The following is a 20,619-nucleotide window of genomic DNA, read 5'->3' on the forward strand; positions in this document are numbered from 1 at the left end:
CCCCCGGACGGGAGGTGCGGCGCGCCGCCGTGCTGTGGTGCCGTGGTGCGGGGGATCAGACCGCCGGGACCGGGAAGGTCGGGTACTCCACGCCGGAGACGTGCTGGACGACCCGGATGACCTGGCACGAGTAGCCGAACTCGTTGTCGTACCAGAGGTAGAGGATCGCGTTGTCGCCGTCGACCTTGGTCGCGCCGGCGTCGACGATGGACGCGTGGCGCGAGCCGACGAAGTCCATCGAGACGGCGTCGGGGGCCGTGGTGAAGTCGATCTGGCGCTTCAGCGGCGAGTGCAGCGAGACGTCGCGGAGGTACTCCAGGACCTCTTCGCGGGTGGTCTCGCGGCCCAGGCGCAGGCTCAGGATCGCGATCGAGACGTCCGGGACGGGGACGCGGATCGAGCTGCCGGTGATCGGGGCCTTCAGGTCCGGCAGGGCCTTCGCGACGGCCGAGGCGGCACCGGTCTCGGTGATCACCATGTTGAGCGGCGCGGAACGGCCGCGGCGGTCGGCCTTGTGGTAGTTGTCCAGGAGGTTCTGGTCGTTCGTGAACGAGTGGACCGTCTCCACGTGGCCGCGCAGCACGCCGTACTCGTCGTCCATGGCCTTCAGCGGCGGGACGATCGCGTTGGTGGTGCAGGAAGCGCAGGAGATGACCTGCTCGTCCGGCTTGATCGTGTCGTGGTTCACACCGTGCACGATGTTCGGCACGTCGCCCTTGCCGGGCGCGGTGAGGACGACCTTGTCGATGCCGGGGCGCAGGTGCTTGGAGAGGCCCTCGCGGTCCCGCCACTTGCCGGTGTTGTCGATGAGGATCGCGTTGTCGATGCCGTACGCCGTGTAGTCGACCTCGGAGGGGTCGTTGGCGTAGATCACCTTGATGGTGTTGCCGTTGGCGACGATGGTGCTGCTCGCCTCGTCGACCGTGATCGTGCCCTGGAACTGGCCGTGGATGGAGTCGCGGCGCAGCAGCGAGGCGCGCTTCACCAGGTCCTGGTCGCCACCGCCGCGGACGACGATCGCGCGCAGGCGCAGACCGTTGCCGGAGCCGGCCTTCTCGATGAGGAGGCGGGCGACGAGGCGGCCGATGCGGCCGAAGCCGTAGAGGACGACGTCGCGTCCGTCACGGCGCTCGATCTTGTTCTCGCCGGTGGCGCCGGCGACGGCCTCGGCGGTGAACTCGGCCACGGAGAGTCCGCGGTCGTCGGTCTTGTAGTCCGCGGCCAGCACACCGATGTCGATCTGGCACGGGCCCAGGTCGAGGGTCGTGAGCGTCTGGAGGAAGGGCAGCGTCTCGGTGACCGAGAGCTCCTCGCCGTCGATCTGCCGGGCGAAGCGGTGGGTCTTGAGGATGCTGACCACCGACTTGTTCACCAGGGAGCGGCTGTGGACCAGGACGGTGACGTCCTGCTCCCGGTGCAGCTTCCCGATGATCGGGATCATCGACTCCGCGATCTCCTCGCGGTTCTTCCAACTGGTGAACGAGTCGTCATTGACAGTCACAAGATTATCTTTCGAGCTAGGCGGCGCTCATATGGTAACCCCCAGCCGGTTTGATCAATCAAGGGGTGCCGAACCGTACGATGGGAGGCGTCGGGATCCGCCGCACGCAGGCGGCTCGCCTACTGATGCGGGGGCACGGTGGTCGTGAAGTTCGGGGTGCTGGGATCGCTCGTCGTCCACGACGGGACGGAGCCGCGACCGGTGAGTGGCCCGAAGGTCCGCGTCCTGCTCGCGGCCCTGCTGCTCCAGGCCAACCGCACGGTGTCCCGGGACGCCCTCAAGGAGGCCCTCTGGGGCGAGGCCGTACCCGCCAGCGCCGACGCCGCCCTCGCCAACCACCTCACCCGGCTCCGCAGGGTCCTGTCCGCCGCCGACGGCGGCGCCGAGGAACGCCTGCAGACCGTGGCGCCCGGCTACCGGCTGCTCGTCCACGACGGCGAGCTGGACGCCGACGTCTTCGAGGAGCGGGTCAGGGCCGTGCACGACGCGCACCGGCGCGAGGACTGGGAGGAGGTGCGGCGCCAGACCGCGCTCGCCCTGCCGCTGTGGCGCGGCACACCCCTGGCCGACCTCGCCCCCTTCTCCGACGCCGAGGCGCCCGCCCTCCGGATCCACCGGCTCGCCGAGGCGCGCCTCCAGGCCCTGGAGTGGAACTTCGACGCCGAACTCCGCCTCGGTCTGCACCACGAGGCCGTCGGCCCGCTCACCACCCTCGCCGCCGAGCACCCCCTGCGCGAGGAGTTCCACGGGCTGCTCATACAGGCCCTCCACCGGTCCGGCCGCCAGGCCGAGGCCTTCTCCACGTTCCAGCGGCTGCGCCGGAGCCTGGTCGACGAGCTCGGCACGGAACCCGGCGCCGCCGTCCAGCAGGCCCACCGGGAGCTCCTGGCGGGCGAGCCGACGCCCCGCCCCGAACCCCGCCCGACCCCGCAGCCGGCCGCCGACCCGGCCCGACCTCCCTTCCAACTTCCCTGCGAGGGCGGCGCGTTCACCGGCCGGGAGGTCGAGGTGGCCTTGGTCCGGTCCCTCCTCGGCGTGGCCGAGACGACGGACCGCGAGCCGTCCGCGAGCGGCGAGCAGTCCGGGCGCCACGCGACGCCCGGGTACGGCACGGCGTCCGCGACCGGCGAGGCGTCCCCGAGCGGTGGACCGACCGCGACCGGCGACGCGCCCCTGGGGGGTGGATCGCCCGCGGCCGGTGGGGTGACTCCGGGCGGTGGAGCGACCGCGACCGGAGAAGGGCCGGGGAGCCGCATACCGACCGCGGTCCCCGCGCCCCGCCAGGGAACCCCGCACCGGCAGAGACCCGCGGCCCGGCCCGCGTACGTCAGACCCGTCGTGATCTCCGGCATGGGCGGCGTCGGCAAGACCGCCCTCGCCGTCCACGTGGCGTACCGGCTCCGCGAGGAGTTCCCGGACGGCGCGCTCTACGCGGACCTGCGGGGGTACTGCGGCCACGGCGCGCGCTCGGCCCACGAGCTGCTCGCCCGCTTCCTGTCCGACCTGGGCGTGCACCACGAGGCGCTGCCCGACGACACCGACGACCGGGCGCTGCTGTTCCGGACGGCGCTCGCCGAGCGGCGCGTGCTCCTGGTCCTCGACAACGCGCGCGACGCCGCCCACGTGGCACCGCTCCTCCCGGCCGGCGGACCGAGCGCGGTGCTGATCACCAGCCGGCAGCTGCTCGCCGACCTGCCGGACTCCGTCAGCGTGCCGCTGTCCCCGCTGTCCCCGGCCGACCAGCACGCGCTGCTCGCCAAACTGGCCGGCGCCGACCGGGTGCGCAGCGAGCCCGAGGCGCTGGCCGACATCATGGCCGCCTGCGGAGGCCTGCCGCTCGCCCTGCACATCGTCGGCGGCCGGCTCGCCTCCCGGCCCCACTGGCCCCTCGCGCTCCTGGCCCGCAGGCTGACGCCCCACCAGGGCCGCCTGGAGACCCTCTCCATGGGCACGTTCGACGTCCAGCGGACCTTCGCCATGAGCTACGTGGCCATGCGCGACAGCCACCGCCCGCTGGAGCGCGAGGCCGCCCGCGCCTTCCGGATCCTGGGCCGGGTGTGGTCGGCGCACCCCGTCACGCCGCAGTCCGCCGCGGCCCTGCTGGACCTCACCGAGGCCCGGGCCGCCGCGGTCCTCGACGTCCTGGCCGACGCCCATCTCGTCCTCAACCCGGAGCCCGACCGGTACGTGCTCCACGACCTCCTCGGCGAGTACGCGTCCCAGCGCGGCGACGAGGAGGACCCGGAGGAGGAGCGCGCCGCGGCCGTCCTGCGGCTGATCGCCTGGTACGTCGCGGCCCTCGCGGCGGCGACCCGCACGGCCACCAGGGAGACGCAGTCCCCGCCGCCGCTCGACGGCGAGGCCGGAACGCCCCTGTCGCTGCCCGTGTTCGCCGACGACGACGAGGCGATCCGCTGGGCCGCGAGGGAACTCCCGGCCATCCGGGACGCCCTCGACCACGCCGGGGAGGCCGGCCGCTCCGACATGGCCTGGCGGCTCGCCGTGGGGCTGTTCGGCTACGCCAGTACGCACTGGTGGACCAAGGAGTGGGACGCCTGCCTCGCCCAGGCGATGGACATCGCCCGCGCCCACGACGACACGCTCGGCCAGGCGTGGCTGCACCGGCGGATGGCCGTCGCCCACGGCATGGCGTTCCGCAACGACGCCTGCCTGGAGCACCTCCGCATCGCCCTGGAGCTCTTCACGGCGCGCGGCGACCGGGACGCCCAGGCGTCCATCCTCGGCAACATCGCCTCGCTGTACATCCAGATCGAGGACGCCGAGCAGGCACTCGTGCACGCCGAGCTCTCCCGTGACCTCTACCACGCCACCGGGAACACCCGGGGGGAGGCGCTGCTGCTCAGCCGGATCGCCGACGTCCGCAAACTGCGCGGCGAGGTCGACCTGGCGGCCGCGGACTACCGGCGGGTCATCGAGCTGCTGAGGGGCACCGGCCATTGGGTGTTCCTGGCCACCGCCCTGACGAACCACGCGGACGTGCTCCGCGTCCTCGGGCGCCGCGACGAGGCGTTCGCGGCCCTCACCGAGGCGCTCGGCATCCGGCACCGGATGAACGACCACGGCGGCACGGCCGACTGCCTCGTCTTCACCGCGCGGGCCCACCACCACTTCGGCGAGTGGGCCGCCGCCCGCGACACCTGGGAAACCTGTCTGGAGCTCGCCCGCAAGCACCATCTGACCCGAAGGATCGAGGAGTGCCTCGCGGGCCTGTCCGCCCTCCCCGAGATGGCCCACGCGCAACCGGGCGCCCGCCCCGCGCCCGCCGTACCCGACACGCCCTGCACGTCCGGGACGTCGGGCGGCCGCCGCCGGGGCCCGGCGAGCCCGGCCTGATCGACAGGACCCAGGTCCTGTCCGGGAAGTAGAGCCAGGCGGGACTTTCCGGACCGGACCCAGGCACCTCCCGGCATCAGAGCCCGACGGACAGGCCCTGGAAGCCGCCCCGCAGCCCCGCGCCGTTCGTGGCGGCGCGGGCCACCGCGAGCGTGAGGACGCCGCCGAGGACCATCCCGGCGGCCGACACCAGGGCGAGGGCGCGGAGGTCGGCGGGGGCGAGGCGGGCGGGCGCCGGCGCCCCGGGGGACGGCGCGTGGCCGGGGGCGGCGGGGCCGGGGTGCCCTCCGGGACTCGGGTGCGGACCGGAGTCACGGAGGCAGCGGTCGAGCTGTTCGAGCAGCGGGCCGGGGTCGTGTCCGGCGGCGTGGGCGAACTGCTCGACCACCAGGCGGGTCGGCAGCTGCTTCTGGTTGAGGAACCGTTCCCACGAGGAGCGGCTGTAGTGCGTGCGCTGGGCCAGACCCGCGTAACTGAGCTCGGAGCTCTCCTTGATCCGCCGCATCTCCCCGGTCAGCCGGTCCCACGGGTTCCGCTCGTCGGCCGCGCACCGCGTGCCGCTCTCCGCCTTCATGACCTGCTCCTCCGGTTGCGCGTCGTTCTCGGCACCGACGATTCTCGAACCGGGGTCCAACCGGGGACCAACGGATCGTCAACAAGCCTCCAACAGCCGTCCCGGAGCGCGTGGGACACCCCGGGACGGTGCTCGGGGCCGCACCCGTCGGGGGGTCCCGCGCGGACCGTCCCGAGAGGTGTCCCGGGCCGTCAGGCCGGGTCGGGGACGGCGGCCGCCGCCCGGCGTTCCCGGATGCCCGCCAGGCGCCGCTCCAGGGCGGCACGACGCTCGGGCCACTCCTCCGCGATGATCGAGAAGACGGCGGAGTCGCGCAGCCGGCCGTCCTCGCCCGGGGCCCACGAGCGGGCCGAGTTCCGCAGGACGCCCTCGAAGGTCGCGCCGACGCTCTCGATGGCGGCGCGCGAGCGGGCGTTGCGGGCATCGGTCTTGAGGTCCACCCGGGCCACCCCCCACGTCTCGAAGGCGTGCCGGAACAACAGGTACTTGGCCTCGGCGTTGACACCGGTGCCCTGGGCGGAGGCCGCGAGCCAGGTGAAGCCGACCTCGATCGCGCAGAGCCCCTCCCCGTCCGGCCACGGGCGCGGCTCCCAGAACGAGGTGGCGCCGACGACCCGGCCGGTCGCCACGTCCACCTGGACGTACGGGGCGAGCCTGCCGTCGGCGGCGCGGCCCGACTGCGTGTCGATGTACGCCCCGATCTCCTCCCGGCGCGGCACCCAGGTGAAGCCGTACGAGTCGCGCTCCTCCTCCGCGGCGTCCGCCAGTCCCGCGGCGTGGTGGTGCCCCAGCGGCTCCAGGCGCACGAACGCGCCCTCCAGAACCGGTCCTTCCAAGGTGAATCCCATCGATGTGCGCTCCGTACGCGTCGAGCCCGTCGAAAATCGGCCAGTCGGGTGCAGCGTGGCAGAGCGGCGTGCGCGCGAGCACCTGAATTCCCCCGGGGGGAGCGGGGGAGGGGGCGGTCAGGGGAAGGCGAGGCCCCGGAAGACGTCCCGGACCCGGGCCAGCGGGCCGGGGTCGCGGGTGAGGTAGAGCCGGTTGGTGAGCAGCACGGCCCAGCGGCCCCGGGCCGGCGACACCCACAGGGCCGTGCCCGTGAAGCCGAAGTGCGCCCAGACGTCGTCCTCGGGTTCCGTGCCCGGCGCCGGATGCCAGAAGAGCCCGCGCGGCGGGACGAGCGGGCCCGTGCGGACGCGCAGCGAGGCGGCCGTCCAGTCGGCGGAGAACACGCCGGGCACCGGGGCCAGCAGGTGGCGCAGGAACCGGCCGACGTCGGCGGTGGTGGTGAAGACCCCCGCGATCCCGCAGGCACCGCCGAGGAGCCGGGCCGAGAAGTCGTGGACGGTGCCCTTCAGCCGGGTGCCGCTCTCCTCGTCGTACTCGGTGGGCGCGCACCGCTCCCGTGCCGCCGCGTCCAGCGGCCCGAACCGGGTTTCCGACATGGCGAGCGGGTCCCAGATCCGCTCCCCGGCGAGCCGGGGGAGCGGCTGCCGGGTGAGGTGCTCGGCGAGGTAGCCGAGGATCAGCGCGGCCCGGTCGGTGTAGGCGACGGCCTCGCCCGGACGGTGCCGCAGCGGTTCGGCGAGGACGCCGTCCCGCACGTCCTGCGGGTCGGAGCCGTACAGGTGGCGGAGGTTGGCGCGCAGCGGCAGGCCCGCGGTGTGGGTGAGCAGGTCGTGCGCCGTCACCCCGGCCGGGGGACGCCCGGCGGCCTCGGGCCAGTACGAGCCGAGCGGGGCGGCCAGGTCCAGCTTCCCGGCGTCGACGAGTGTGCCGGTGACGGCCCACACCGCGAGGATCTTGGTGAGGCTCGCCACGTCGAAGAGGGTGTCGGCACGCATCGGTTCACCCGGGTGCGCCGGGTCGAGCAGCCCGGCCGCCCCGTACGACAGGGTGGTCAGGGCGTCGCCCACCGCCCAGGCCGCGCCGGGCGTGACGCCCGCGCGCACGGCGTCGCCGAGGAGCCGTTCGAAGGGGTCGCTGCGCTGTGCCAAGGCCTGCCTCCGACGGGTCGCACGGGGCGGGTCCGTCGGAAGGGGCTGACGGGCCGCTCCGAAGTGATGCCCCGGCGGTGCGGGAAGACACCCTTCCGGAGGTGCGCGTCCCGGGCGGCCGACGGCCCCGTCCGGGCGTCACCGGGGTGTTCCGTCGGCGTCCCCGGGCGGTCAGCCCTCGGTCACCTTGCAGGTGACCTCGTCGCGCGGGGTGTAGTGCGTCTTGTACGTCTCCCGCTTCACCTCGGTGCCGCCGTTCTTGAAGACGCGGTCCACCGAGATGTCGAACCCTTCGAGGGGCGGCTGCGGCACGCAGGCCTTGCCGGTGCCCTCGACCTTCGTGGGCTGCGTGAGGTTGGTGCGCGGTCCGGCGACCGCCTCCACGGAGTCGTACTTCTTCGTCCCGAGGAAGCTCACGGTGACCGAGGAGTCCGTGGCGCTCGCCTTGATGTAGATCGGCTTGCCCGTGTCGTTGCGGAACTTCAGGTCCAGGCTGCCCCAGGCGACGGTGGCCTCGCGGCCGGCCGGGTAGCGCTCGATGTAGAAGGAGTGGGCGCCGTGTTCGACGGGCTTCACCCCGGCGAAGAACATGGCGTTGTAGACGGTGGTGGCCATGGCCGACACACCGCCGCCGGGGGCCGACCGGTACTGGCCGTCGAGGATCATCGTGCCGTCGACGAAGCCGTTGTCCGGGGTGCGCTCGCCGACGGTCCTGTTGAAGCTCCACACCTCGCCGGGCTGCACGAGCGAACCGTTGATGAGTTCGGCCGCCCGGCCGATGTTCGTCGTCCGGTACGGAGCCGTGGGGAAGTTCACGGTGAACGTCGACATCTGCTCGGTGATGCCGAGGCGGGCCAGCGAATCCGCGGTCAGCTCGGGCTGGGTGACCGTCGTGGCCACCGGAGCCGTACGGGCCGCCGTGCCGCTCTTGGCGAGCAGCGGGCGCACGGCGTCGCCGAGGGCCTTCGCGGTCACCTCGTGGCCCGGCCGGCCCTCCGACTCGACGACGACCCTGCCGTCCCGCACCCCGAGGGACGCCTCCACCGGAGCGCCCGTCAGGGCGGCGAGTGGCCGCGCCACGTCGGGGTCGCGCAGCAGTGCCTCCGGGTCGAGGTCGGCGGTGAGCCGGCCGCCCTCGTTCCGCACGGTGAGGTGGTCGCCGAGCGTGGCGGGGGAGATGCGGAGCCGCTCGCTCCCCGCGGTGAGCGTCACCGGACCGGACACGGCGGGCTTCGCGTACGCGTCGAGGAAGCGGGACACCTCGGCGGCGGGCAGCTTCGGCTCGGTCAGGGAGACCGGCAGGTTCACCGCGGAGGCGCCCGTCGCGGAGGGGTAGGCCGCGCGCAGGGTCTCCACGGCACGGCCGGTGTCGATCTTCTGCCCCGTCACCGGCGTGGTCGCGACGGCCTTGCCGTCGCGGAAGCCGACCGATCCCTCGCGGACCTCCCGGTCGTTCTTCTTCGCGAGCTCGGCCACGGCGGCCTTCGCCTTGCCCTCGTCGTACGCGAGGACGGGACGCACGTCCCGCTCGCCGGAGGAGAACAGCCGGCCGATCACGGTGATCGGGTCCCGGGCCGGGTCGGCGGCCAGGTCGGCGGTCTTCGCCACGTCCACGGTCAGCCCCGCGGCGGCGGGCGCGACCGTGGACGCGCTGTCGCCGACCTTGACGGGTATCGGCGCGGTCCACGAGGCCGGCGCCTGGTCCGCGAGCCTGGCCCGCGCCTCCGCGCGGCTCATCCCACCGATGTCGATGCCGCCGACGCGGGTGCCGGCGGATATGTCGTCCCCGGTGGCGACGAGCCCAGCCACGTACAGGCCGCCCGCGGCGACGGCGACCACGCCCGTCGCGATCGCCGCCGTACGGAGGCGGGGGCTGCGCCCCTGGCGGGGCGTCGGGACATGGTCGGTCCTGGAGCGGGGCACACGCTCTCCCGTGGCGTCGAGAAAAGGGGGATCCCCACGACGGTACGCCGAAAGGGTGTTTTATGCACATAAGAACCCTCTGACCTGCGGCGATACGGAGCGGTTCGACGCGCGCACAGAACGTCGCCGATCGCCGCCGAGCCATCGCCGAAGGGCCGTGGAGGCGCCTGACCTGGTCCGACGAGCCCGCGATGGCATCCGACCGGCGTCGACGGGCCCGCGGCGACACCCGACCCCACCGTTGCCGAAGAGCCCGCCGCGGCCCGATCGGCAGCGCCTAAGCTGGGGCGATGTCCGTCACACCGAGTGCCAGCCAGGGGCCCCAGTCGGTCGACCGGGCCCTCGCCGTCCTCGACGCGGTCGCCGACGCGGACCGGCCCGTGGCGGCGAAGGCGTTGGCGCGGCGCCTCGGCTGCGCGCTGTCGACCGTCTACCACCTCGCCGGGCCGCTGCTGGCGCGGGGCTACCTCGTGCGGACCGCCGAGGGGTACGCGCCGGGGCCGCGCGTCCCGGCCCTCCACCGCTCCCACCAGCGGCACCACGGGCTCGGCGCGGGGACCGGCGAGCTGCTGGGGCGGCTGCGGCGCGCCACCGGAGCCGAGGCGTACCACACGGCCTACCGCGACGGCCGGATCACGGTCGTCGACACGACCGCGCCCGTCACCGACGTGAGCCATCCCTTCGTGCCGGGTCCCGAGGACCGCGCGCACGCCACCGCCCACGGCAAGGCGCTGCTGGCCGCGCTGCCGCGCCCGCTGCGCCGCCGCTATCTGGCGGAGCACGGCATGGCCCGCTTCACCGAGCGGACGATCACCAGCGCCGAACGGTTCGAGGCCGAGGCCGCCCGGGTGCGCGACCAGGGCTTCGCCGTGTCGGTGGGCGAGGCGGACCCGTCGTACACCTGTCTCGCCGTGGCGCTGCCGGAGCGCGGCGACGGGATCGTGCACGCCCTGTCGGTGTCGCTGCCCACGGCCGACTTCGGGCGCCGGCAGGCCGACCTCAGGGCCGCACTCGTACGGGCCGTGCCGGGCTTTCCGGCCCTGCCGGAATACTGACCCGTTCGGGCCGCCGAGCCCGGCGGGCTCCCGCACAGTGGACGCATGATCTTCATCGCCGTGCGTTTCACCGCCCGCCCCGACCACGCCGACCGCTGGCTCGACCTGGTCGCCGACTTCACGCGCGCCACGCGCGAGGAGCCCGGCAACCTCTTCTTCGACTGGTCCCGCAGCGTCGACGACCCGAACGTCTACGTCCTCCTGGAGGCCTTCGCCGACGCCGAGGCGGGCGCCGCGCACGTCGCCTCCGCGCACTTCGCGGCCGGCCTCGCCACCATGGCCGGAGCCATCGCCACCACTCCCGAGATCATCAACGTCGAGGTGCCGCAGCAGGGCTGGGGCGCCATGGCCGAGCTGGCCCCGACCGGCGCCTGAGCCGGCCCCCGGCCGCCCGGGCCCGCGCCGTCCCGCCTGATAGGTTCGCGTGCACACGCAGGCGGGGCGGCGGCCCGAGGGGAGAAGCGGCACATGGCGGCGAGCGGACGGCAGACCGGCAGGCCCACCCTGGAGGAGGTCGCGGCCAGGGCAGGAGTCGGCCGCGGCACGGTCTCCCGGGTCATCAACGGCTCGCCGAAGGTGAGCGAACAGGCCAAGGAAGCCGTCGAGCGGGCCGTCGCCGAACTCGGCTACGTCCCCAACAGGGCCGCCCGCGCACTCGCCGGCAGCCGGACCGACGCCGTCGCCCTCGTCATCCCCGAGACCGAGGCCCGACTGTTCGCGGAGCCGTACTTCCTCGACATCATCCGCGGGGTCAGCGGCGAACTCGCCGACGCCGACAAACAGTTGCTGCTCACCCTGATCCGCAGCGAACAGGAGCGGCAACGCTTCGAGCAGTACCTCGCCGCGCAGCGCGTCGACGGCGTCCTCCTCGTCTCCGTGCACGCCGCCGACCCGCTGCCCGACCAGGTGAGGGCCCTCGGCCTGCCCGCCGTGCTCAACGGCCGCCGCACCGAGGACGAGCGCGTCGCCTTCGTCGACTCCGACAACACCGGCGCCGGCCGGACCGCCGTCGACCACCTCGCCGCCCGCGGCCGACGCGCCATCGCCACCATCACCGGACCGCTCGACATGTACGTGGCCCGCTGCCGCCTCGACGGCTACCACGAGGGCCTGGCCGAGGCCGGGCTCGGCCCCGACGCGGGCCTCGTCGCCACCGGCGACTTCACCGAGGAGGGCGGCCGCCGCGCCATGCGGCAACTCCTGGACCGCAGGCCGGACCTGGACGCCGTCTTCGCCGCCTCCGACGTGATGGCCGCCGGCGCGCGGGCCGTCCTGCGCGAGGCCGGCCGCCGCGTCCCCGAGGACGTCGCCCTCGTCGGCGTCGACGACTCCGCCGTCGCCCGGCACATGGACCCGCCGTTGACCAGCGTCCGGCAGCCCATCGAAGAGATGGGCCGCGCCATGGCCCGCGTACTCCTCCAGGAGATCGCCGACCCCAGCGCCCCCGACGACCAGCCCCGCCGGATGCTCCCCACCGAACTCGTGGTCCGCGCCTCCTCGTAGGAGGAGTCGCGGCGGTGCCGCCCCCGCGCCGAGATGCAGGCGCCCCCCGTGGCCCGGAGAATGGACACCGTACGGGGTCCGTATCCGCGACCAGGGCGCTCCCGACGCGTCCGACCCGACAAGGGGGCGGTCGACGATGCCGCTGGGTCAGCTCGACCGGCCGCCCACCATGACCGGGTCGCTGCGCAGATGGACCCTGCTGTACGTGCTGGTCGTGACGCTCCTCACCGTTGCCTACCTGGAGTTCCCCCAACGGCACACGACCCTGTGGGCCCTCATCGGCCTCAGCGGCGTCGCCGCCATCCTCGTCGGGGTCCGCATCCACCGGCCGGCCCGCCGCTGGCCCTGGCTCGTACTGGCAGGCGCCAACCTCGCGTTCGTGGGCGGCGACACCGCCTACAACGCCCTGGAGGCGTTCTTCGGCCAGGTCAGACCCTTCCCGTCCATCGCCGACGCGCTGTACCTGGTCACCTACCCGCTGTTCGCCGTCGGCCTGTTCGGCTTCATCCGCTACCGGGCCGTCGGACGCGACCTGGGCGTGGTCCTCGACGCGCTGATCCTCACGTCGGGCCTCGCGCTGCTCTCCTGGGTCAACCTCATCACCCCGCTCGCCAGGAGCGAGGACATGAGCTGGACGGAGAAGGCGATCTCCATCGCCTATCCGCTCGGTGACGTGCTGATGCTCGCGATGCTGGCCCGGCTGCTCGTCCCGGGCGGCTTCAGATCCCGGTCCGTGCAGCTGCTCACCCTGGGCACCTGCGGCATCCTCGCCTCCGACGTCATCTACGGCACCCTCCAGCTCAAGGGCACCTGGCAGGTCGGCACCGCCTGGGACCTGGGCTGGGTCGTCTTCTTCACCGCCTGGGGCCTCGCCGCCCTCCACCCCTCGATGACCGGGCTCACCGAACGCGCCCCGGAACCGGCGCCGCGCATGGCCGAGCGGCGGCTCGCGCTGCTCGCCGGTGCCTCCCTCGTAGCCCCCGCCTTGCTCCTCCTCCAGTCGCTGCGCCACGACCGGGACCAGGACATCGCCGTCATCGCGATCTTCTCGGCGTTCATGTTCCTGCTGGTCCTCACCCGGCTCTGGGGCATGATGAACGACCACGACAGGGCCGAGGCGCGCGAACGCAGCCTCAGGAACGCCGCCGCTTCGCTCGTCGTCGCCCTGAGTCCCCGTGAGGTCGCCGGCGCCGTGGAGACGGCGTCCGCGACGCTGTTCGGCCCGGGCGCCGACCACCGGGTCCTGCTCTTCACCCGGGACGGCAAGGGCGGCCTCGACGCCGTCGCCACCGCCAGCCACCCCTGGAGCTGCCGCACCGAGGAGCTCACCCGGCAGCCCGGCACGGCCTGGCCCGACCTGTTCTCCGACGGCACCCGGCTCCTGCCCGTGACCCGCCTCGACCCCGCCGTCGCCGCCGAGGTGGCGCCCGAGACGCACGCCCTGCTCTGCCCCCTGGAGTTGGAGACCCCGGCCGGACGCGAACCGCTGCTCGGCGTGCTGCTGCTCGCCGGACCGGAGAAGAAGCTCGCCGAGATCGCGGCCTCCGCCCAGTCCCTCGCCTCCCAGGCCGCCCTGGCCCTGGAACGCTTCGGACTCAGCGAGGAGGTCAACCGCCGCACCAGCGAGGCGTACTTCCGCACCCTCGTGCACAACACCTCGGACGTCATCCTCATCGTCGACGACGACGACACCGTCCGGTACGCCAGCCCCTCCGCCGAGTCCATGTTCGGCCACTCCCTCCTGCCGGGCACCCCGCTCACCGACCTGCTCGCCCCCACCAACGTCGCAAGCGCCCTGCGCGTCCTCGCCGACGCCCGCACCCGCGACACCGTCGACGCCCGCGACGACTGGAAACTCCTCCACGGCGAAGCCTCCGACCTGGAGGTCGAGGTCCGGTGCAGCAACCTGCGCAACGAGCGCACCGTGCACGGACTCGTCCTCACCCTGCGGGACGTCACCGAGCAGCGGAAACTCGAACGGGAGCTCACCCACCGGGCGTTCCACGACTCGCTCACCGGACTCCCCAACCGGGTCCTGCTCCTCGAACGCATCGAGCGCGCCCTGCTCCGCGGCCGCCGCGAGTCCACCCTCACCTGCATGCTCTTCGTCGACCTCGACGACTTCAAGGTCGTCAACGACACCATGGGGCACTCCGTCGGCGACGAACTCCTCGTCGCCGTCGCCCGCCGCCTCACCGCCGTCCTGCGGCTGACCGACACCGCGGCCCGGCTCGGCGGCGACGAGTTCGCCGTCCTCATCGAGGGCGCCCGCGAACCCCGCGACGCCGAGGCCCTCGCGGCCGAGATCGTGCACACCCTGAGCCAGCCCTTCCACCTCACCGACGGGGCCGTCTCCGTCTCCACGAGCGTCGGCATCGCCACCGTCCTCGACAGCGCCCACGCCGAGGAACTGCTCGGTCACGCCGACCTCGCCCTGTACGCGGCGAAGGCGGCCGGCAAGAAGCGCTGGCGGCTCTTCCACCCCGAACTGCACTCCCGGCTCGTCGCCCGGCACGAACTCCAGGCCGGGATGGACACCGCCATCGCCGACCACGCCTTCGCCCTGCGCTACCAGCCGATCGTCGAGGTCGACGACGGCACCCCGGCCGGCCTCGAAGCACTCATCCGCTGGCCGCACGCCCGGCGCGGCATGGTGCCGCCCGACCAGTTCATCACCCTGGCCGAGGAGAGCGGCCACATCATGCCGCTGGGCGCCTGGGTCCTCGAACACGCGGCGCTCGACATCGCCCGCTGGCAGCGCGCCCACCCCCGACCGGCGCCGCTCTACGCCAACGTCAACGTCTCCGCCCGCCAGTTCCGCGACCCGGGGTTCCTCGACGAGGTGCGGCGCACCCTCCACTCGTCCGGGCTCGCGCCCGGCTCGCTCGTCCTCGAACTCACCGAGACCGTCCTCATGCGGCAGGACGCCCAGATCCGTACGACCATGGCCGCCCTCAAGGAGATGGGCGTCTCCATCGCCATCGACGACTTCGGCACCGGGTTCTCCTCGCTCAGCTACCTCCGCGAGTTCCCCATCGACGTCCTGAAGGTCGACAAGTCGTTCATCGACGACATCACCACCGACCCGCAGCAGGTGGCGCTCGTCGAGGGCATCGTGCGCATCGCCGACGTCCTCGGCCTCCAGGTCGTCGCCGAGGGCATCGAACACGAGGAGCAGCGGGCCCTCCTCGCCGAGATGGGCTGCCGGTTCGGGCAGGGCTACCTCTTCGCCCGCCCGATGACCGCGCACCAGGCCGAGTCGTATCTGCACCGCGCCCCGCGCTCCGACGCGCGCCCGGTCGTCCGGCTCGGCGCCCGCGCCCTCCCCGGCCCGGCCGCCCGGATCACCGGACGCACCGCCCCCTCCGGGAAGGCCGCCGGGACCGGACGGCCCCCGCGCCCGTCCCGCTGGCGGGACCTGGAACACCTCCAGCGGACCAGCCGCATGTGCGACGCCGTCATCGACGAGGTCGACGGCCGGCGCATCCGGGTCGGCGACGAGTGGCTCGTGGACTTCGCCTCCTGCAACTACCTCGGCCTCGACCTCGACCCCACCGTCATCGACGCGATCGAACCGGAGGTCAGACGGTGGGGCACCCACCCCAGCTGGTCCCGGCTCATCGGCAGCCCCCGGCTCTACCCCCGGATCGAGGAGCGGCTCACCGAACTCCTCGGCGCCTCCGACACCCTCCTGCTGCCGACCATCACCCTCATCCACCAGTCGGTCATCCCGCTGCTCGCCGGCACCGGCCAGGTCTTCGTCGAGGCACAGGCCCACCGCACGGTCTACGACGGCTGTGTCGCCGCCCGCGGCCAGGGCGCCGAGATCCACCGCTTCCGCTCCGAACGGCCCGAGGACCTGGACGCCCTGCTGCGCGGCGCGCCCGCCGACGCCGCCCGGCTCGTCTGCATGGACGGCGTCAACAGCATGACCGGCAACTTCCCCGACCTGTCCGCGCTGGCCCGGATCTGCCGGGAGAACGGCGCCCTGCTCTACGTCGACGACGCCCACGGCTTCGGCGTCATCGGGGAGCGGACCCCCGACGAGACCAGCCCGTACGGCTCGCGCGGCAACAGCATCGTCCGCCACCTCGGCGAGACGTACGACGACCTCGTCCTGGTCGGCGGCTTCTCCAAGGCGTTCTCCTCGCTGCTCGCGTTCCTCGCCGTACCGAAGTGGCTGAAGGACCACCTCAAGGTGGCGGCGGCCCCTTACCTCTACTCAGGGCCCTCGCCGACCGCCTCGCTCGCCACCGCCCTCGCCGGACTCGACGTCAACGAGGAACGCGGGGACGAGATCCGGGCCGACCTCCACCGCAAGACGGCCCGCGTCCTCGACCACGTCCGCGGCCTCGGGATCGCCACCCCCAACACCGACGGACTGCCCATCATCGAGATCCCGCTCGCCGACGCCGGCGACCTCGACGCCGTCGCCGTGTTCCTCTGGGAGCACGGCATCTACGTGACCCTCGCCTCCTACCCGCTCGTCCCGCGCGACCGGGTCGGCTTCCGCATCCAGGTCACCGCCGCCAACACCGACGAGGAGATCGGCGAGCTGTGCGCGGCCCTCACCGAGCTCGCCGGCCGCTTCCCCCTCCAGACCCCCGCCACCGGACCCGTCGCGGCCGGCCGGCCGCCGGAGAAGTGATGGACCGGATCGAACGGCGACCGCCGGCGGAGACGAGAGCGCGTCGCAACGGGGACGCCGACTGGAACGCCTGGCCCGTCGCCGACTACCTCGCCGAGAACTACCGCAGGCTCCACCCCTGCGACATCGGGGTCATCCACCACCATTCCGCCGTCTACCGGCGCTACGCCCCCGCGGGCCTGGCCCGCACCCTGGAACTCGGCGCGGGCCCCAACCTCTACCCGCTGATGCTGGCGGGCGCCGCGAGCCGCCGCGTCGACGCCCTGGAACCCAGCGCCGCAAACGTCCGCTACCTCCGCCACCAGCTCGTCCACGGCGCCGACGCCAGCTGGCGGCCCTTCTACGCGCTGTGCCGCGCCCTCGACCCGGCCCTCCCGGAGAGCAGCGCCGAGGCGCTCTCCCGGGTACGGGTGCTGCCCGGTACCGCCGCCGACCTGACCCCGGGCCGCTACGACCTCGCGTCGATGAACTTCGTCGCCGAGAGCGTCACCGAGGACTTCGGCGAGTTCACCGCACTCTGCACCGCGTTCGTCCGGGCGGTCCGCCCCGGCGGCCGGCTCCTCGCCTCCTTCATGGAACGCATGCCGAGCTACCGCATCGGCACGGGACCGGTCTGGCCCGCCTGCCCCGTCGACGAGGCCGCCCTGCGCGGCGTGTTCGCGCCGCGCACCACCGGCCTGCGGATCGTCCGGCTCGCGAAGGACCGCACCCTGCCCGAGTACGGGGACACCGGTGTCCTGCTCCTCACCGCGGTACGGCCCGGAGCACCGGCTCAGGACAGCAACTCCCGGTAGAGGGAGCGGTACCGGGCGGCGAACCGCTCCGGGCCGAAGTGGTCCTCGACCAGCGACCGGCCCCGGTCGGCCAGCATGTCCCAGGAGCGCGTCCGGTCCAGCAGCCACGCCAGCTGCTGGCCCGTGCGGCGCGCGTCGCCGGCCGGCGCCCGGAGCACGGCGGACCCGAAGTCGGCGAACTGGGGCAGGTCGCTGAGGATGGCCGGCCGGCCCGTGGCCAGGGCCTGGAGCACCGTGGCCGGGATGTCCGCCCGGCTGCCGCGGGCGACCGGCGGGAACAGCAGCACCTGGACGGACGCGAGGAGCTCGTGCATGTCCTCGACGTAGCCCCGCACCTCCACGTCGACGAGGCCCGCCGCCCCCGCCCGCTCCCGCAGGGCCTCGTTCAGCGCCTCGGGATCCTGCCCCGGCCGGCCGCGCATCGCGAGCACCAGGCGGAACTCGCTGCCCGCCCGCCGGGCCTCCGCCGCCGCGTCGATCGACACCTCCGCCCCGCCGTGCGGATCGTGGTGGCCCGTGAACAGGACCGTGGGGAAACCCCCGGGCCGCGGCAGGTACGGCCACTCGTCCAGGTCCACCATGGGCGGCACGACGCGCACGTCACCGAAGTCGGCGGCCCGCAGCCGCCGCCCCATCGACTCGGACAGGGCGACCGTCGTCCCCAGCGGCCGTACGCGCGCCAGGAGGCGGGTGTCCCGCACACCGGGGACGGTGTGCACCACCGGCCGCCCGTCGAGCAGCAGCGGGCGCAGCCACGAGAACACGGGGAGGCCGCGGCCGACGGACAGGAAGGCGTGCACCAGGTCGACCCGGCGGGCGAACACCGCGCCGGCGAGCGTCGCCTGGACGCGCTCGGGGAGGTGCGGCATCCCGCCGAGGGAGAGGATCCTGACGGGGCGTCCGCCCCGCGGCGTGTCCCGTAGGGGGTGCGGCCACTGGGTGAACCAGAAGAAGTCCATGTCCGGCAGCGCCCCGAGGACGGACGTGGCGAGCCGCACGTCACAGCCCTCGGCCCCGTCCAGCGGGCCGCCGGTCAGGAGGAGCACCCGGGGACGCCGCTCAGCGCCGGGCATCACGCACCTCCGGCGGTGCGGTCGCCGGGGCCGCGGAGCGGGACGCCGGGTGACGGCGGGTCATGGCACACGTCCGGCGGTCGGGGCCCCACGGGCGGGCACACGGCCGCGCACCCGGCGCGGTGCCACGGTGCGGGTGCCGGCACCGGCCTCGGTACCCGTCCAGGCACCGGTGTCGGCCTCGGGCAGCAGGTACACCTCGGGCGCGCGCGGGATGCGGCCGTCGGGGAAGAGGGCGTCGGCCTGCGTCCGGTAGCCGCGGATCAGCTCCGCCTTCCGGTCGAGGTCCCGCTCCCACACGCGGGGCACCAGCCGGTGCCGGTCCGTGAACCGCGCGTCGCCCGCCGCCCGCTGGTCGTACGGGAAGTCGCTGTAGTACACGATCCGGCGTCCGCTCCGCTCGGCGGCCGTGCGGACCAGGACGTGGTCCGCGTGACCGCCCACCGCCAGCGGAGCGAGTACCAGACCGCCGGACGAGCCGGGCAGCAGCGCGTCGACGGTCTCCTCGACCGTGCGCAGGGTCTCCGCGTCGTGCGCCGAGACCCTGCCCCGCAACAGGTGCAGCCGGTTCGTCGGATACACGTGGTCCAGCTCGGGCAGCAGCCGCGCCGGCCGCTGCGTGCCCGCGCGGGTCCGCGGCAGCCGCCGGAACAGCCCGTCGACCAGGCCGACGTGGAGCGGTGCGACGCCGAGCGCCCCGAGCACCCGCAGGTCCTCCGCGCGCCGCTCGGCGAACAGCGCGGCGGCGTCGTCGGCGTGGGTCCGTTTCAGGTAATGCCGGGCGGCCAGGGTGTACGGCGGCGGCCCGGCCTCCGTGAACAGCGTGGCGACCGTCACCGGGGCCCGCCGGCCCGCCCAGCCGAGCAGCGCCCCGCAGGACAGCGCGGCGTCGTCCAGGTGCGGCGAGAGGACGAGCACGGGGACCCGGGAGCCGAGGAGGGTCCGGACGAAGCCCGTCAGCGGGTCGTCTGCCATGACGCGCTCCTCGTCCTCGGCCGCCGGGGGAAGGCGGGTGTGTCCAGGAGCCGGTGGGCCAGGGCCAGGTAGCGGCCCGTCGTCTCGTCCCACGTGTAGTGCCGCTCCGCGAGCGCCGAACGCCGCCCGAGCCGCCCGCGGAGCGCCGCGTCGCCGGCCAGCTCGGCCATCCGCTCCCCGAACGCCGCCACGTCGAACGGCGCCACGGCCACGCCCCCGCCGTCGCGCAGCCAGCGCAGGGCGGGCAGGTCGAAGTGGAGCACGGGCTTGCCGTACGCCATGCCCTCGAGGGCCACGAGGCCGAAGGTCTCGTGGCGGGACGGCAGGACCAGGAAGGCGCAGTCGCGCAGGAGCCGGCGCCTGCGTTCCTCGTCGGCGGGCTCCACCCGGTGGATCCGGGACCGCGCGGCGGGGGAGCGGGCGGCGACGAGGGCGGCGAGCCGCCGCTCCTCCACCGGGGTGCCGCTCCCCGCGAGCAGCAGGTCGAGCGGGGGCCGCGACCGGTCGTACGCGTCCAGCAGCAGGTCGAGGCCGGCCGGCCGGCCGTCGATCCGTCCGAGGAACAGCACGAAGCATCCGGCCCCCGGCACGACGTCGTCGAGGTCCCCCTGCTCACGGCGGTCGGTGATCACCTGCACCTCGGCCCGGGGACTGAGCCGCCGGACCGCCGCGCCGTCCGCCGTGTTCGTCACCACGATGTGCCGGTAGCAGCGCAGTCCGAGCCGCTCCACGAGGAGGAACGGGGCGTGGTGCCACCGCGGCGCCCCCGTGCCGCGGCCCTGGTCGATGCCGACGACGGGGGCGGCCGTGGTCAGCGGCAGGAAGCTCGTGGCGTACGGGGGAGTGAAGTTCTCCAGCCACAGGTCGTGGCGGAGGCGGCGGGCCACGAACGGCAGCAGCGCGAGGAACAGCAGCCGTCCGGCGCGCGGACCCGCCCGGCAGACCGGCAGCCGCACGTACCGGATGCCGTCGCGCTCCGCCGCGCCGCCGTGCCGGCCCGCCGACACGACCGTCACCCGGAAGTCCTCGGCCAGCCGCCGGGCCACCTTGCCGGCCACCAGGGCTCCGCCACCCCGGTGGCCGGGACCGTCGTACACCGACACCACCACGTGCCGACGCCCCGTGTGGTGCGGGGCCGGGGGGGGGGGCCCGCCCCCCCCCCCCCCCGGGCGGGGGGGTTTTCAAAAAAAACAGGCCCCCACAAAAAACCCCAAAGGGGGAT

At 74.1% G+C, this 20,619-nt stretch carries 14 protein-coding genes; 6 read left to right on the top strand and 8 right to left on the bottom strand.

Annotation, left to right across the window (positions count from 1 at the left end; translation table 11 throughout):
* Positions 1 to 55 precede the first annotated feature (55 nt).
* Positions 56 to 1,501 (bottom strand): glyceraldehyde-3-phosphate dehydrogenase, encoded by a 1,446-nt coding sequence (locus tag ACFCY7_RS33635; protein ID WP_376489862.1) that lies wholly within the window; start codon positions 1,499 to 1,501, stop codon positions 56 to 58.
* 201 nt (positions 1,502 to 1,702) lie between these two features.
* On the opposite strand from ACFCY7_RS33635, the gene ACFCY7_RS33640 reads away from it, so the two are divergent.
* Positions 1,703 to 4,855 carry a BTAD domain-containing putative transcriptional regulator gene (locus ACFCY7_RS33640; RefSeq protein ID WP_376489863.1) on the top strand — a complete coding sequence of 1,051 codons (3,153 nt, stop codon included), beginning with the start codon at positions 1,703 to 1,705 and terminating at the stop codon, positions 4,853 to 4,855.
* A gap of 76 nt (positions 4,856 to 4,931) precedes the next feature.
* On the opposite strand, the gene ACFCY7_RS33645 is transcribed toward ACFCY7_RS33640, so the two are convergent.
* From ACFCY7_RS33645 to ACFCY7_RS33660, 4 genes are all read right to left on the bottom strand, one after another.
* A complete protein-coding gene (locus ACFCY7_RS33645) occupies positions 4,932 to 5,429 on the bottom strand; it encodes a helix-turn-helix domain-containing protein (RefSeq protein ID WP_376489864.1) in 498 nt (165 codons plus the stop codon).
* A gap of 191 nt (positions 5,430 to 5,620) precedes the next feature.
* Positions 5,621 to 6,277 carry a GNAT family N-acetyltransferase gene (locus ACFCY7_RS33650; protein ID WP_376489865.1) on the bottom strand — a complete coding sequence of 219 codons (657 nt, stop codon included), beginning with the start codon at positions 6,275 to 6,277 and terminating at the stop codon, positions 5,621 to 5,623.
* Between the two features lie 117 nt (positions 6,278 to 6,394).
* Positions 6,395 to 7,426 (bottom strand): serine hydrolase domain-containing protein, encoded by a 1,032-nt coding sequence (locus ACFCY7_RS33655; protein ID WP_376489866.1) that lies wholly within the window; start codon positions 7,424 to 7,426, stop codon positions 6,395 to 6,397.
* A 171-nt stretch (positions 7,427 to 7,597) separates the two neighbouring features.
* Entirely contained in the window at positions 7,598 to 9,349 is a 1,752-nt protein-coding gene (locus ACFCY7_RS33660) for a VanW family protein (RefSeq protein ID WP_376489867.1), read from the bottom strand.
* A gap of 290 nt (positions 9,350 to 9,639) precedes the next feature.
* Here ACFCY7_RS33660 and ACFCY7_RS33665 point away from each other — a divergent pair, with 290 nt between their 5' ends.
* From ACFCY7_RS33665 to ACFCY7_RS33685, 5 genes are all read left to right on the top strand, one after another.
* Complete coding sequence (locus ACFCY7_RS33665; RefSeq protein ID WP_376489868.1) at positions 9,640 to 10,404, top strand: IclR family transcriptional regulator; 765 nt, start codon at positions 9,640 to 9,642, stop codon at positions 10,402 to 10,404.
* A 45-nt stretch (positions 10,405 to 10,449) separates the two neighbouring features.
* Positions 10,450 to 10,779 (top strand): putative quinol monooxygenase, encoded by a 330-nt coding sequence (locus tag ACFCY7_RS33670; RefSeq protein WP_376489869.1) that lies wholly within the window; start codon positions 10,450 to 10,452, stop codon positions 10,777 to 10,779.
* A 93-nt stretch (positions 10,780 to 10,872) separates the two neighbouring features.
* On the top strand, positions 10,873 to 11,907 hold the full coding sequence (locus tag ACFCY7_RS33675; protein ID WP_376489870.1) for a LacI family DNA-binding transcriptional regulator: 1,035 nt from the start codon (positions 10,873 to 10,875) through the stop codon (positions 11,905 to 11,907).
* Positions 11,908 to 12,043: 136 nt separating this feature from the next.
* Positions 12,044 to 16,555: an aminotransferase class I/II-fold pyridoxal phosphate-dependent enzyme gene (locus ACFCY7_RS33680; protein WP_376489871.1), complete on the top strand. Its 4,512-nt coding sequence runs from the start codon at positions 12,044 to 12,046 to the stop codon at positions 16,553 to 16,555.
* The gene (locus ACFCY7_RS33685) at positions 16,555 to 17,349 is read left to right on the top strand and encodes a class I SAM-dependent methyltransferase (protein WP_376489872.1); all 795 of its coding nucleotides are present in this window, start codon (positions 16,555 to 16,557) and stop codon (positions 17,347 to 17,349) included. The genes ACFCY7_RS33680 and ACFCY7_RS33685 overlap by 1 nt, the downstream gene beginning before the upstream one ends.
* On the opposite strand, the gene ACFCY7_RS33690 is transcribed toward ACFCY7_RS33685, so the two are convergent.
* Genes ACFCY7_RS33690 through ACFCY7_RS33700 form a run of 3 tightly spaced genes read right to left on the bottom strand, consistent with a single transcriptional unit; the run spans position 17,328 to position 20,494 of the window.
* Positions 17,328 to 18,422: a glycosyltransferase family 4 protein gene (locus ACFCY7_RS33690; protein WP_376489873.1), complete on the bottom strand. Its 1,095-nt coding sequence runs from the start codon at positions 18,420 to 18,422 to the stop codon at positions 17,328 to 17,330. The genes ACFCY7_RS33685 and ACFCY7_RS33690 overlap by 22 nt on opposite strands.
* 60 nt (positions 18,423 to 18,482) lie before the next feature.
* Complete coding sequence (locus ACFCY7_RS33695; RefSeq protein WP_376489874.1) at positions 18,483 to 19,397, bottom strand: PIG-L deacetylase family protein; 915 nt, start codon at positions 19,395 to 19,397, stop codon at positions 18,483 to 18,485.
* Positions 19,379 to 20,494 carry a glycosyltransferase family 4 protein gene (locus tag ACFCY7_RS33700; protein ID WP_376489875.1) on the bottom strand — a complete coding sequence of 372 codons (1,116 nt, stop codon included), beginning with the start codon at positions 20,492 to 20,494 and terminating at the stop codon, positions 19,379 to 19,381. The genes ACFCY7_RS33695 and ACFCY7_RS33700 overlap by 19 nt, the downstream gene beginning before the upstream one ends.
* Positions 20,495 to 20,619 lie beyond the last annotated feature (125 nt).

It is taken from the genome of Streptomyces sp. NPDC056361 (assembly GCF_042262805.1).
In the GTDB taxonomy this organism is placed as follows: Bacteria; Actinomycetota; Actinomycetes; order Streptomycetales; family Streptomycetaceae; genus Streptomyces.

Excerpts from the sequence above, each read along its gene's own strand:
- ACFCY7_RS33695 (WP_376489874.1), bottom strand. The coding sequence starts at position 19,397 with ATGGCAGACGACCCGCTGACGGGCTTCGTCCGGACCCTCCTCGGCTCC.
- ACFCY7_RS33690 (WP_376489873.1), bottom strand. The coding sequence starts at position 18,422 with ATGCCCGGCGCTGAGCGGCGTCCCCGGGTGCTCCTCCTGACCGGCGGC.
- ACFCY7_RS33680 (WP_376489871.1), top strand. The coding sequence starts at position 12,044 with ATGCCGCTGGGTCAGCTCGACCGGCCGCCCACCATGACCGGGTCGCTG.
- ACFCY7_RS33665 (WP_376489868.1), top strand. The coding sequence starts at position 9,640 with ATGTCCGTCACACCGAGTGCCAGCCAGGGGCCCCAGTCGGTCGACCGG.
- ACFCY7_RS33685 (WP_376489872.1), top strand. The coding sequence starts at position 16,555 with ATGGACCGGATCGAACGGCGACCGCCGGCGGAGACGAGAGCGCGTCGC.
- ACFCY7_RS33650 (WP_376489865.1), bottom strand. The coding sequence starts at position 6,277 with ATGGGATTCACCTTGGAAGGACCGGTTCTGGAGGGCGCGTTCGTGCGC.
- ACFCY7_RS33670 (WP_376489869.1), top strand. The coding sequence starts at position 10,450 with ATGATCTTCATCGCCGTGCGTTTCACCGCCCGCCCCGACCACGCCGAC.
- ACFCY7_RS33645 (WP_376489864.1), bottom strand. The coding sequence starts at position 5,429 with ATGAAGGCGGAGAGCGGCACGCGGTGCGCGGCCGACGAGCGGAACCCG.
- ACFCY7_RS33675 (WP_376489870.1), top strand. The coding sequence starts at position 10,873 with ATGGCGGCGAGCGGACGGCAGACCGGCAGGCCCACCCTGGAGGAGGTC.